At 57.6% G+C, this 12,907-nt stretch carries 10 protein-coding genes; 1 reads left to right on the top strand and 9 read right to left on the bottom strand.

Going from position 1 to position 12,907, the window contains the following annotated elements:
• Nucleotides 1–11: 11 nt before the first annotated feature.
• From EF096_RS05575 to EF096_RS05565, 3 genes are read right to left on the bottom strand one after another with little or no spacing between them, the layout of a single operon-like run.
• The gene (locus EF096_RS05575; RefSeq protein WP_123888632.1) at nucleotides 12–1,853 is read right to left on the bottom strand and encodes a Gldg family protein; all 1,842 of its coding nucleotides are present in this window, start codon (nucleotides 1,851–1,853) and stop codon (nucleotides 12–14) included.
• A 15-nt stretch (nucleotides 1,854–1,868) separates the two neighbouring features.
• A complete protein-coding gene (locus EF096_RS05570) occupies nucleotides 1,869–2,603 on the bottom strand; it encodes an ABC transporter permease (RefSeq protein ID WP_123888631.1) in 735 nt (244 codons plus the stop codon).
• Nucleotides 2,600–3,529: an ABC transporter ATP-binding protein gene (locus EF096_RS05565; RefSeq protein ID WP_123888630.1), complete on the bottom strand. Its 930-nt coding sequence runs from the start codon at nucleotides 3,527–3,529 to the stop codon at nucleotides 2,600–2,602. Before EF096_RS05565 ends, EF096_RS05570 begins: the two co-directional genes overlap by 4 nt.
• Nucleotides 3,530–3,894: 365 nt before the next feature.
• On the opposite strand from EF096_RS05565, the gene plsB reads away from it, so the two are divergent.
• A complete protein-coding gene (gene plsB, locus EF096_RS05560; RefSeq protein ID WP_123888629.1) occupies nucleotides 3,895–6,363 on the top strand; it encodes a glycerol-3-phosphate 1-O-acyltransferase PlsB in 2,469 nt (822 codons plus the stop codon).
• 4 nt (nucleotides 6,364–6,367) lie between these two features.
• Here plsB and EF096_RS05555 read toward each other — a convergent pair whose 3' ends face one another.
• The 6 genes from EF096_RS05555 to ppc all read right to left on the bottom strand — a co-directional run bounded on the left by EF096_RS05555 (nucleotide 6,368) and on the right by ppc (nucleotide 12,757).
• A complete protein-coding gene (locus EF096_RS05555) occupies nucleotides 6,368–7,171 on the bottom strand; it encodes a class I SAM-dependent methyltransferase (protein ID WP_123888628.1) in 804 nt (267 codons plus the stop codon).
• Nucleotides 7,172–7,206: 35 nt separating this feature from the next.
• Entirely contained in the window at nucleotides 7,207–8,097 is an 891-nt protein-coding gene (locus EF096_RS05550) for a DUF72 domain-containing protein (protein ID WP_235869639.1), read from the bottom strand.
• Between the two features lie 3 nt (nucleotides 8,098–8,100).
• Nucleotides 8,101–8,415: a hypothetical protein gene (locus tag EF096_RS05545; protein ID WP_123888627.1), complete on the bottom strand. Its 315-nt coding sequence runs from the start codon at nucleotides 8,413–8,415 to the stop codon at nucleotides 8,101–8,103.
• A gap of 30 nt (nucleotides 8,416–8,445) precedes the next feature.
• Nucleotides 8,446–9,126 (bottom strand): tRNA (adenosine(37)-N6)-threonylcarbamoyltransferase complex dimerization subunit type 1 TsaB, encoded by a 681-nt coding sequence (gene tsaB / locus EF096_RS05540; protein ID WP_123888626.1) that lies wholly within the window; start codon nucleotides 9,124–9,126, stop codon nucleotides 8,446–8,448.
• A gap of 101 nt (nucleotides 9,127–9,227) precedes the next feature.
• Nucleotides 9,228–9,875, bottom strand: a complete 648-nt coding sequence (adk, locus tag EF096_RS05535; RefSeq protein ID WP_123888625.1) for an adenylate kinase — start codon at nucleotides 9,873–9,875, stop codon at nucleotides 9,228–9,230.
• A 242-nt stretch (nucleotides 9,876–10,117) separates the two neighbouring features.
• Entirely contained in the window at nucleotides 10,118–12,757 is a 2,640-nt protein-coding gene (ppc, locus tag EF096_RS05530) for a phosphoenolpyruvate carboxylase (protein ID WP_123888624.1), read from the bottom strand.
• Nucleotides 12,758–12,907: the final 150 nt, after the last annotated feature.

Below are 12,907 nucleotides of genomic sequence, written 5' to 3'. Positions count from 1 at the left end.
CTCGTCCCTCCTCAGTGCTTGCGACGCAAACGGCCAACCAGCCACCAGATCAACACACCCAGTGTCAGCAGCAATGGCACCAATGCGATATTGATGAACTTCAAGCGCGTACCCAGGTTATCGATATCGGCATTGAGCTTGTAACGCACGTCGCGCAACTGCTTGCGGATCGCCAGCTTCTCGTCAATAAACTGCTGAATTGCATCACGCTGCTCAGCCGTCAGTTCGGTCAACTGGTTGGGGTCCTGATTCTGCTGCAGTTGAGCCAGGCGCTGATCGGTTTCCGCCAGCTGTTGCTGCAAGCGCTGCTCACTGGCGCGGAAGCGACTTTCAGCATCACGCTGCAGTTTTTCAACCACGGTAAACGGACGACTGAAGTCACCACGCGAACGCACACTGATAAGGGCATCAGAACCGGACAGATTATCCAGCGCGTTAATCAGGAAGCCGCCATTGTCAGCCCACGGCTGCGGAATGCGCTGGCCAAACAGATCCTGCACCTGCACCCACATGCGGTCGGTCAACATGTCGGTATCAGCGACCACCACCACGTTGATGTTGTCAGCCTGTTGCAGACCCGGATCATGCCCTTCCATGCCTTGCGGATAGGCAGATTTGGCGGGGCCAGTCAGGCGCGCGGCGAAGGTATAGGTGTGATCATCCGCTTTGAATCCCTTGAGTAGCTCTTCGGGATCACGCAGTTTGGCGAATGCATCGCTGGGCATCAGACTGCTGTTGGCTGTACTGGTCAGCAGCGGCGTAAAGTGCGTCTGCCCGCCGTCAACCGGAATCAGCGCACCGCCGGTGCCCACTGTGAGCAGCTGCAAAGGCGCGGTAATGGTGTCGTCGCTGTCGATCTGCGCAGGCTCCACTTCCAGCCAGCCGATATGACGCGCCGGTAATTGGCCCTGCCCACGGCTAACCGACATACCCTGGCTTTCATCTACCACCACTTGCTCGGGGTTATACTGCACACCCCAGGCTCTCAGCAGCGGTCCAAGATCAGACGATTTACCGTCCGCCATGCCTTCGATCATCGCTTCCATCGCCTGATCAGACTCGGCATAGGGATCAATAAAGGCCAGCAACTTACCGCCGCCCAGGACAAACTGATCGACCGCATAGAGCGCCGCTTCAGTTAACGACTTGGGATGGATCAGCAGTAACACGCCAATATCGTCAGGAATCTCATCGACGTCGTGCTGCAGTTGCTCTACCTCAAACATCTGCTGCATTTGCTCCAGTACCACCCAGGGTGGCGCCGGCTGCTGCGAGTAAGGTGAAGCTCCGCCACCAATGGGCAGACCGGAAATCAGGCCAACCTTAGGCTTTTCAGTCTCGGCCAGGGTGCTGATAACGCGGCTGAGCTCATACTCGAGCATGCCCTCTTGCTCCAGCGCAAAGAACGGAATCACTTCACGCTGAGCCAGCTCGTTGGTGCCTGCCAGACCAAAGTACAGGTTATCGCCGGTTTGGTTCAGCGGTATGGCCTGCAAACCAAATTCGGCGGCGCGGTCTTCAGCTTCCGAGAAAGGCTGCGGGTCAATGATGTGCAAGCGAATCTTGCCATCAGCCTCACGCTCGTATTCCTTCAGCATCTCCTCGACGCGCTTGGCATAGTTGCGCAGCGCCACATTCTTTTTACTGGCCTGATCGGAAAAGAAGAAATACAGATCAATTGGCTCTTTCAGGTCAGCCAGAATCTGCTGAGTACCATCGGAAAAGGTATACAACTTCTGCTCGGTAAGATCGATACGCGCGCCCGGCAGAAACACGTTGGTGGCCATATTGAAGGCAACAAAAGCCAGCAGCAGCACCAGTAACCCGGCGCCAGAATAAATTAAACGTTTCATGAATGCTCCTTTGCCTCAATCGGCCTTTTTCAGGTCGATGACAATCGCAGTGGCGAACAACCAACCAGCCATCAGCGAGAAGAAATACAGCAGGTCACGCAGTTCCAGTACGCCGTGACTCAATGCACTGAAGCGAACCTGAAAACTGAATGAGGCAATGGCATCGACCAGCCACTGGGGCGCCCATGTGCTAAAGAAGTCGAGCACCATGGGAATACCGGCAGCAATGAAGATGAAGCAGACGACAACGCTGAGAATGAACGCGATCACCTGATTCTTGGTAGCGGCCGACATACAGGAGCCGATGGCCAGATAACCGCCAGCCAGCAGCCAGCTACCGATGTACCCGGTAAAGATGGCGCCGTTATCCGGGTTACCCAGATAGTTGACGGTAATCACGATCGGAAAGGTCAGCAACAACGCAATACCAACAAAGACCCAGGCGGCGATGAACTTGCCCAAGACCATGTCGGTGCGCGATACCGGCAGCGTCATCAGCAATTCGATAGTTCCCGACTTGCGCTCCTCGGCCCATAGCCGCATGGCAAGCGCTGGCACCAAAAACAGGTATAGCCAGGAATGGAATGAGAAGAACGCGTTGAGGTCGGCCTGACCGGCGGTGTAAAAACCGCCCAGATCGAAGGTAAATAACGCCGACAACACCAGAAAAATGACGATAAAAATATAGGCCAGCGGAGTGGCAAAATAGCTGCCCAACTCGCGTTTGAAAATCACACCCAGATTACTCATGCCGCCTCCCCTGACGTCAGACCACGGAAGACGTCATCCAGACGACCACGTTCTACCGACAGCTCTGCGACCTGCCATTGCTGCTCGCGAGCCAGTTGTCCTACCGCCGGGAAGATCACCTCACCCGGTTTGGCCAGCACGGTCAATTGCTGACCATCATGCAGGCTTTCCACCGCCAGCACGCCTGGCAGTTGTTGCAACGCTTGCGTATCAACACTGTGCGACAGGGATAAGGTCACCGCCTGATGATAGCGCGAGCGTGCTTCCAGCTCCTCCGGCGTACCGTCAGCCAGGAGTCGACCGCGACCGATGATCACCGCGCGGGAACATACGGCGCTGACCTCTTCGAGAATATGTGTAGAAATAACCACGATCTTGTTACTGCCTTCGGCCAACTGTTGAATCAGGTGGCGCACATGATGCTTCTGGTTAGGATCCAGACCATCAGTGGGCTCATCCAGAATCAGCACCTGCGGGTCATGCAGGATGGCCTGTGCCAGCCCGACGCGCCGCTTGAAGCCTTTCGACAGGGTCTCAATGCGCTGGCCCAGCACCGATTGCAGTTCAACTTGCTCAACCGCACGCGCGACCCGCTTGTGCTTTTCGGCACCGCTGAAGCCACGCACAGAGGCAATAAACTCAAGAAAACCCTTCACCCGCATATCGCCGTAGCAGGGAGCCCCTTCGGGCAGATAACCCATCTGCTGCTGCGCCTGCAGGATCTGCGTCTGCACATCAAAGCCGCAGACCGATGCCGAGCCACCATCAGGTGTCAGGAAGCCGGTAAGCATTTTCATGGTGGTGGATTTTCCGGCGCCGTTGGGGCCGAGGAAGCCGAGCACTTCGCCCGGTTTGACGTCGAATGACAGATTATCGACGGCGACGTGCTCGCCGAAGCGTTTGGTCAGGCTATTTATACTGATCATGCCTTTTATTATTCCCCCAATGTATAGGTCGCAACGTGCCCGTGGGCATGCGCTGCCAGGCACTCGCTTCTTTCCAGGATTGAACGCATGGTCATGGACAATGGCAACGTGCGCTGGTTCACACTTCCCGGGTGTAAAACCTGCAGCCGTTTGTCACAGCGCGGAATGAGTTCAATTTTACTGGAACGCGTTGCGCTCAGGGCAACGACTATATGAATCCCCCGTACGCATTTCAAGCAAGGATATACCGGCGCGCCGGACGATCTCGCACAAGCCGGGCTGTTACTGCCGTGCAAACGCGATAGAATTCGTGCCTAAGCCCCTGACAGCAGGACTGTCAGCGATTCAACTGCCTTGAGAACACTATGCCCGCAGACTACTCCTCTTTATTCGGTCGCATGCGTTTTGGCCTGGCCAGACGTCTGCTTTATGTCTGGGCTAAATCAAAAAGCATTGGCAATCCCGCTGGCGACCTTAAAGTCGACCCACTCAAGCCGGTGATCTACGTTTTACCCTACCGCTCCCTGTCTGATCTTATCGTCGCTGACCGTGAGTGCGTCAGGGCGGGACTACCTCGGCCAGTAAGGCCGCCACGCGAGCCTCTGGACCAACACGAATCCTACGTTTTTCTGAGTAACGAGCGCTCCTGGGTTGGCAGGCCTGACTTGCGCCGCCAATCACCGCGCATGGGGCAAATTCTCGACGCAGCCGAACAAGGCTGTACTGAAGTTCAGCTGGTACCGATCACCGTCTTCTGGGGACTATCGCCCGATGCTGAGTCTTCGCCGATCAAGCTGCTGTTTGCCTATAATTGGGTCGGTGGGCGTTTGCGCAAACTGCTCGCAATACTGGTGCACGGGCGCAAGATTCGGGTGCACTTCGGCGAAAGCCTGTCACTGCAGACATTGACCGCAGGTGAACCCGACCACGAACGCCACCTGCGCCGGGTCAACCGTCTACTGCGGGTTCACTTCCGCCATCAGCGCGCAGCCGTCGTCGGCCCTGAACTGGTTCACCGTCGCACGCTGCTCAAAGGCATGCTGCACGCGCCCATGGTGAAAGAAGCGATACGCCGCGAAGCGGCCGAGAACAACATCAGCCAGGACAAGGCGCAGGCACTCGCGGCACGCTACGCCAACGAAGTTGCCTCGGACTTTACCTACAGCATCATCCGCTTTCTTGAAGTGGTGCTTTCGTGGTTTTGGAACAAGCTTTACGACGGCATAAAAGTAAATAATATCAAGCGAGTACACGACATTTCACGGGGCAACGAGATCATCTACGTACCCTGCCATCGCAGTCATATCGATTATCTTCTGCTCTCCTATTTGCTGGTGCGTAACAGCCTTACGCCACCGCATATTGCCGCTGGCATCAATCTCAACATGCCGGTAATCGGCGGCATCCTGCGCCGTGGCGGCGCCTTCTTCATGCGGCGTACGTTCAAAGGTAATCAGCTTTACACCGCGGTTTTCAACGAATACCTGCACACGCTGTTCAGCCGCGGCTTCCCGGTCGAATACTTCATCGAAGGCGGTCGCTCGCGCACCGGCCGCATGCTCAGCCCGAAAACCGGCATGCTGGCAATCACGCTGCGCAGCTTTCTGCGTTCGCCGCGTCGCCCCATCGTGTTTGTACCTGTCTACATCGGCTATGAACGGGTACTGGAAGGCCGCACATACCTCGGCGAACTACGCGGACAAAGCAAGAAAAAAGAGTCTATTTTTGATCTGTTCCAGGTCATTTCTGCGCTCAAGCTGCGCTTCGGTCAGGTAGCCGTCAACTTTGGCGAACCTTTGCCGCTGGCTGATTTCCTCGATCAGCAGCAGCCAGATTGGCGTAAGCAGCCATTGGCACCGGACTACCGACCAGCCTGGCTTAACGACACCACTAATCAGTTGGCGCGCACCCTGACCAGTGCAATCAGTGCCGCAGCAGACGTCAACCCGGTCAATCTGGTCGCGCTCGCTATGCTGTCTACCGCGCGCCTGGCGCTGGATGAAACGTCACTGGCACGGGTACTCGACCGATACGCCGCACTGCTGCGCCAGGTACCTTACAGCGCCAGCGTGACCCTGCCCGACATGGATGGGCAGGCGATGATCAAGCATGTGGAAGACATGCAGATGATTCAGCGCCAGTCTGACGCCCTGGGCGAAATCATGGTCCTGGATGAGCCGCAAGCCGTACTGATGACCTACTACCGCAATAATATTGTGCACTTGGTCGTACTGCCTGCGTTGATTGCCTGTCTGTTCCAGAATAATCCGCGCATGAAGCGCTCACAGATCGAACGTCTGATTCTGGGCATTTACCCTTATCTGCAGGGCGAGCTGTTTTTGCAATGGGACGAACAGACGCTGCCGCAAGCGATACAAACCTGGGTCGACAGCCTGGTAGAGCAAGGGCTACTGCGTGAAGAGGATGAACAAATTCACCGCCCCGACCTCAGCTCAAGCGACTTTGTCATGCTAAGCCTGCTGTCGCGCAGCATCATCCAGGTTCTCGAGCGCTTTTACATGGCGTCCGCTTTATTGCTGAATTTCCCCAATGGCACACAGACTGCCGAGCAGTTGGAGGCATTGTGCTCGGTGATGGCTCAGCGACTGTCGATACTGCACGGTCTGAATGCCCCCGAGTTTTTCGACAAGACGCTGTTTCGCCAATTTATCCAGCGCCTTATCGACCTGCACGTTGTCAGCGCGGATGAGGAAGGTCGACTGCACTATGTAGCAGGGCTGGAAGACATCGCGGAAAACATTGCCAAGCGGGTATTGAGCGCCGAAATTCGGCTTTCGATTCGCCAGGTAGCGCGCAGCTCAACGGCGGAATAAAGGGTTACTCCAGCCGCTTCTTGCCGTAAATATCGTAGCGGCTGGACTGCCCTTTCATCTCCGCACTGGGTGCTGGGCCTGCAATGGCCGGCGCCTTACGCGGCCTTTTTACTGCAACTCGATGGCTCGCCAGCGCCAAGGCGGCGCGAAGCAGGGCTGGAGCGTCGTTGTCATCACCAGCGAGCGGCCGAAACAGCCGCATTTCCTTTTTGACCAAGGCCGACTTTTCCCGATGTGGAAACATCGGATCCAGGTGAATCACCTGCGGGATAGCCTCAGACCAATCGCACAGCGCGCTAATGGCATCACAGTGAATGAGCCGCATCCGGCTAGCTATCTCGGCCACCTCCCCTCCTGCTTCGCGGGCGCGCCTGAGACCATCTTCCAGCAAGGCAGCAATAACCGGCTGACGCTCCAGCAAGGTCACGTCACAGCCAAGTGACGCCATAACGAAGGCATCGCGCCCCAAGCCTGCGGTAGCATCAAGGATACTGGGGCGCACCGCACCGCGAATACCCACCGCGCGAGCGACCATTTGCCCGGCGCCGCCGCCAAACTGACGACGGTGAGCCAGCGCACCACCGACGAAATCAACCCGCACCGCACCGGTGGCTGCCGCTCCCGGGACATCAGCCTCAGTGCTTCGCAGACTCAGGCCTTGCTCATCCAGACACAGTAACAGCTCTGCCAGCGGCCTATCCGGCGCTTGCAAGGGTAGCAGCAAGCGCTGCGCCAGTTCCGCTGAAGCCTGCTCAAATCCTTCGGCACCCGCCAATGCCAGGGTGACCCGGCCGTCATCACGGCTCATTCAGCGTACTCCCTATCCACCATATTTATTCCTAGTCAAAACAGATCAACCTGCTCAGGTTGCATGGCCGCTTCCTGCTCACCGGGCCAGCACGGCATGACCGGCAGACTGGGTACCCGCTTCTGTAATTGCTGATAAAACAGGCGCGCGAGTTGTGGGGCCAGCCGGTTATCGGGCGTATGCATAAAGATCATGGGTTGGTGCCCCGAGCGCAACCACTCGGCACATTTATTCAGCCAGGGCTCTAGCGCTCGCAGATTAGCACTGTTATCCATACCGCCGACAAAACGCACAGCAGGTCGGTTGGATAGCGCCACCGCGTGCACCGGCAGACGGGGTTTACGCTCCTTGGCTTCAAGCGTGGCCGCCGAGGCGTCATCACTGGCAAAGAGCGCGCGGGTATCAAAGATAATGCGCTCAATACCTCGCTCGTGTAATTGGCGATTGAGGTGCTGCTCGTTCTTATCCTTGCGGAAAAAATCGAGATGACGCACTTCTACGGCGTAGTCAAAGTCGCGCGGCAACGCATCCAGAAAAGCAATCAACTCAGCGGTTCTTGCGGGAGAGAAGCGCTGGGGCAGTTGCAGCCAGATAGGACCAAGACGCTGTCCGAGCGGCGCCATGCGCGTAAAGAAGTCGCGCAGCGCGGGGGCATCTGCGGTCAACCGCGAACCATGGCTGATGTCGCGCGGCAACTTGGCGCAAAAGCGAAAATCAGTCGGCATCAACTCAGCCCAACGCGCTACGCGATCAGCGCCGGGCAAGGAATAAAAGGTGGTATTGCCCTCTACCGCAGCAAACACACTGCAATATTGCGCCAGTCGCTGATCGGCATCACTGCCGGAACTGTACAGCGTGCCCTGCCAAACAGGGTCGGACCATTGTGTGCAGCCCAGCAAAATGGGGTTGTGATCAGGTACCGCCACAGATCAGGCGAACAGATCGATGCCGAAGACACTATTCGACTCGCCATCCACGGGAATACTGGCAGTCGCCTCGTAGCTGGCCAACGCCTGGTTAGCACGACCATAAACGGGTTGCTGAATCTCACGGCGAGCGGGAATGTACTCGGCATTAGCGGAGGTGGCATTGACCGAGCGGGTTGTCAGCGAGCGACTAGCCGATACGCTATTGGCCTGCTCTGCGGCTGGCGCACGCGCAGCATCAACCGGCGCAGCGCTGGTAACGTTACGATTGCTGCGCTCCGGGAGCGTATTGTATGGATTCAGGCCGTCAACACGCACTGATGATTCTCCGCTATCAAGACGCTCAGATTAGCGCTGCGCCTTGGGCGTGGCAACCTTGTCGCGCAAATAGATGGGCTGGGCGTCGGCGGCATCAAGCACCTCACCCGCCAGCCAGCGCGGTAAGGCCAGCGCCAGCAGGTCGCGCGCATCAGGCAGCATGTCGGACCAGTACCGCGACGGCTTGACCGCCAGGCGATCAGCCAACTGCCAGCCGGTACCCGCTCCCGCCACATCGGCCTGCCCGGTCTCGAGCGGCAACTCAACCTGCTCCGGCGCACATACCCGCTCGTCGCAAAGTGGCCGCATAACGCCATCATTAAGGGCAAATACACCCCAATAAACTTCATCCATGCGCGCATCAATGGCGGCCGCAACGTATTCAGCCTGATGCTCGCGCCAGGCGCGCTGCGCCAAGGCTGCCAGGTTAGAAATAGCGATAACCGGCTTGCCGCTGGCAAAAGCCAGGCCCTGTACCATGCCGGTAGCAATGCGCACGCCAGTGAAAGCGCCCGGGCCGCGACCAAACACCAGCGCATCCACGTCGCCAAGAGTAATGCCGCGCTCCAGCATCAGCTCTTGCAGCATCGGCAAAATACGCTGTGCATGCTCACGTGGAATAACCTCGCTGCGATAGACCACTTCACCCTCATGCAGCAAGGCTGCTGAACAGGCCTCGGTAGCGGTATCCAGAGCTAGCAGTGTGGTCATGGGCAATCCGTATTGAGTTCAAAGTGGGCTGGAATTCTACCCAAATGCAAAGGCCCGTGCGACAGGACGTCAACACGGGCCTTTGCCACATCAGATGAAGATCAGCTCAGCGCTGCCAACACCTTGGTGGTGATCTGCTCTACCGAGCCAACACCTTCTACCTTGGAGCACTTGGGCGCACCGTTTGCGGCAGCCTGCTCGCGGTAAAACTCGACCAGTGGCTTGGTCTGAGTGTGGTAAACCTGCAAGCGCTTGCGCACGGTTTCTTCTTTGTCGTCTTCGCGCTGAATCAACTCATCACCAGTCACGTCATCCTTGCCCGCGACTTTCGGCGGGTTATGGTCGACGTGATAGATGCGGCCCGAACCCGGATGTACGCGACGCCCGGACATACGCGCAACAATCTCTTCGTCAGCGACAGCGATTTCCAGCACGTGATCCAGCTTGATACCCGCATCTACCAGCGCTTCAGCCTGCGGAATAGTGCGCGGAAAGCCATCAAACAGAAAACCATTGGCGCAGTCATCCTGAGTGATACGTTCCTTGATCAAACCGATGATCAGATCATCGGAGACCAGCCCGCCACTGTCCATGACTTCCTTGACCTGCTTACCCAGATCAGTACCCGCCTTGACCGCTGCACGCAGCATGTCGCCAGTAGAAATCTGCGGAATACCGAAACGCTCACAGATAAACTGTGCTTGGGTACCCTTGCCCGCACCAGGGGCGCCTAACAGGATGACTCGCATGATTTACTCCTCGTCTAACTGAAACCACGCCAACGGCGGCAACTGGCCAAACCTTGGCAGAGGACAGGCGCGTAGGCCGTCAAAAAAACTATTCAACCCACGCAGGCGGGGGCAAAAGGGCGTTCAACATACACGCACGCGCCAGCGCGCACAAGCAGGACCATTGTCGCACCCATATAACTTATTGAATTAAATATAAAAGACGCCTAAAACCAGCTGGCAATGGCGCCCTTCAACGGCGATCAACCGGTATTGCGCATCCCTGCAGCAATACCGGCCACAGTGACCAGCAAGGCGCGTTCCAGATCAGGATCGATGCGCTCGCCTTGCGCCCGCGTGCGCGCCATCAATTCCGCCTGCAGCAGATGCAAGGGGTCCGTGTAGGGATTTCGCACCGCAACGGACTCACCCAGCGCCGGGTTGTGGGCCAATAGCGTGTCGCTGCCGCGCACAGTGAGAATGACCTCTGTGGCCTGCTGCAGATCTGCGCGCAGCCGCTCGCCAAGGGGCCAGAGTTCTGGACTGGCCAAACGCTGTTCATAAAAACGCGAAATACCTGCATCCGCCTTGGACAAGACCATTTCAAGCATTTCAATCCGCGCCAGAAAGAACGGCCAGCCTGCCATCATATCCTGTAAAGCAGCGCCTTCGCCGGCATCCAGAGCCTCTTGCAACGCCTGCCCGGCGCCCAGCCAAGCTGGCAACATCAGACGTGTCTGGGTCCAGGCGAATATCCAGGGAATAGCGCGCAAGGTCTCGATACCGCCTTGGCTGCGGCGTTTGGCTGGACGACTACCCAATGGTAACCGAGCCAGTTCCTGCTCTGGCGTCGCCTGCCGAAAATACTCGACAAACTGCGGCTCCTCGCGCACGACGCCGCGATACACCTCAACCGAGCGATCCGCCAACCGTTGCATCAGCTCGCGCCACGCCGGTTCAGGGGCAGGCGGCGGCAGCAGACTGGCTTCCAGTACCGCGCTGGCATAGAGCTGGAAGCTTTGAATGGCGATACCTGGCAAGCCAAACTTGAAGCGGATCATCTCGCCCTGCTCGGTTACCCGCAGCTGCCCCTGCACCGACCCGGGTGGCTGCGACAAGATCGCCATATGTGCCGGAGCGCCGCCCCGGCCAACAGTGCCGCCGCGACCATGAAACAGACGCAGACGCACGCCACGTTGCTGGCAAACCTTCACCAGCGCTTCCTGAGCCCGATACTGAGCCCAGCCCGCAGCCAATGTGCCCGCATCCTTGGCTGAGTCGGAGTAACCAATCATCACCTCCTGCTCATCGCCGACCAACGCACGATAGTCCTTCAGTGACAACAGGCGATCGATAGCGTCAGCTGCGTGATCCAGGTCCGCCAGGGTTTCAAACAAGGGCGCCACGCGCATCGGCCACTGTACGCCGGTCTCTTTCAGCAGCAGTTTGACCGCCAACACGTCAGAGGGGTGCGATGCCATGGAGATCACATAGGAGCCGAGCATCAGCTCCGGCTGGCTGGCGACGACACTGCAGGTAGCCAAAACTTCAGCGACGTCGGCGCTGGGCTTCCAGTCAGTCGGCAGCAACGGACGACGATTGTGCAGCTCGGTTAACAGAAACCGGCAGCGCGCCTCTTCGTCCCACTCGGCGTAATTACCAAGCTGCAGGTACTGCGTCAGCTCGGTGAAGACGTCTGCATGCCGCCCCGCATCCTGGCGAATATCCAGTTTAACCAGACCCAGACCAAACGCATTAACGCGACGCAAGGTATCCAGCAAGGGGCCGTGGGCAATGCGCCGCATACCGAGCTGGACTAACGATTGATAACAGGCCTCAAGCGGACCGCGCAGCTCGTCCAGACTTTGTAGCACCGCATCTGCGGGCGCAACCTCATCGGTGAGGGCGGTCTCGGCCCAGTCACGCGTTGCCAGCAGTCGCGTTCTTAATTGCTTGAGCACCGCACGGTAAGGCTCGGCTACGTTACCCGCCAGCGCCAACAACTCATTTGTAGCAGCATGCATGGATAACTGGTTAGCCAATGCTTCGATGTCTCGCAGATACAGGTCCGCCGCCATCCAGCGGCCAAGCAGTAACACCTCTCGCGTCACCGGCGCAGTCACGTTGGGATTACCGTCGCGGTCACCGCCCATCCAGGAGGCGATACGTACCGGCGCGGCGCGCAACCCCAGATGCTCGCCGGTTGCGGCATGAATATCTGCATCAAAGCTGCGCAGAAATTGGGGTAGCGCCTGCCACAGAGAATGTTCAATGACAGCAAACCCCCACTTCGCTTCGTCGACCGGCGTTGGGCGATTATGTCTAATCTCGTCGGTATGCCAGGCCTCGCTGATCAGCCGCGCCAGGTCCTGGCGCACGGATTCATGCTCAGCAGCCGTCAGGTCGTCGTGATCACCGCGGGCCAATGCTTCTGCAATGGCATCGTATTTCTGAATCAGCGTACGGCGTGTTACCTCGGTTGGGTGTGCCGTCAGAACCAGCTCGATGTCCAGCGTATTGACCTGTTGCATGATCCTTTCAGAGCTAAAGCCTTCATCCTGCAAACGACCTAGCAGGTCACTGACGCAGCGCATCTCAAATTCCAGCGGCTCATCTGCGCGCCGCCGACGAATACGGTGATGCTGTTCCGCGATATTGGCCAGATTGAGAAACTGATTAAAGGCGCGGCAGACTGGTAGCAGTTGGTTGTCAGGCAGATCCTGCAACGCAGCCAGCAGCTCTTCATGGGCTGCACCATCCTGCTTGCGCCCCTGTTTGGCGCCAAGACGAATACGCTCAATACGCTGCAAAAAATCGTCGCCCAAATGCGCCTTGATAGTTTGCCCAAGCAGAGTGCCCAGCTTGTTTACGTCTTCACGCAGGCGAGCATCAATTTCAGTCATACAGGTTCCTCCGGCCGAGTAGATAAACAGCATGCGATGCAACAAAGACGCTGACAAGGGGTCAAGAGTAGTAAGTGCGATGAAATCAGGCAGTACAAAGCTGCCTAAACCACTAGCGTAAGGCACAAATGGTCTATGCTGGAAATGTCG

The sequence above is a fragment of the Pseudomonas neustonica genome, from assembly GCF_003797945.1.
GTDB classification, from domain to species: domain Bacteria; phylum Pseudomonadota; class Gammaproteobacteria; order Pseudomonadales; family Pseudomonadaceae; genus Halopseudomonas; species Halopseudomonas neustonica.
The sequence above is the reverse complement of the archived record's forward strand: the minus strand, read 5'-3'. Positions and strand labels throughout refer to the sequence as shown.

Bases quoted from the DNA above. Each gene is read 5' to 3' on its own strand.
- tsaB (WP_123888626.1), bottom strand. From the start codon at position 9,126: ATGACCACACTGCTAGCTCTGGATACCGCTACCGAGGCCTGTTCAGCA.
- EF096_RS05570 (WP_123888631.1), bottom strand. From the start codon at position 2,603: ATGAGTAATCTGGGTGTGATTTTCAAACGCGAGTTGGGCAGCTATTTT.
- ppc (WP_123888624.1), bottom strand. From the start codon at position 12,757: ATGACTGAAATTGATGCTCGCCTGCGTGAAGACGTAAACAAGCTGGGC.
- adk (WP_123888625.1), bottom strand. From the start codon at position 9,875: ATGCGAGTCATCCTGTTAGGCGCCCCTGGTGCGGGCAAGGGTACCCAA.
- EF096_RS05565 (WP_123888630.1), bottom strand. From the start codon at position 3,529: ATGATCAGTATAAATAGCCTGACCAAACGCTTCGGCGAGCACGTCGCC.
- EF096_RS05575 (WP_123888632.1), bottom strand. From the start codon at position 1,853: ATGAAACGTTTAATTTATTCTGGCGCCGGGTTACTGGTGCTGCTGCTG.
- plsB (WP_123888629.1), top strand. From the start codon at position 3,895: ATGCCCGCAGACTACTCCTCTTTATTCGGTCGCATGCGTTTTGGCCTG.
- EF096_RS05555 (WP_123888628.1), bottom strand. From the start codon at position 7,171: ATGAGCCGTGATGACGGCCGGGTCACCCTGGCATTGGCGGGTGCCGAA.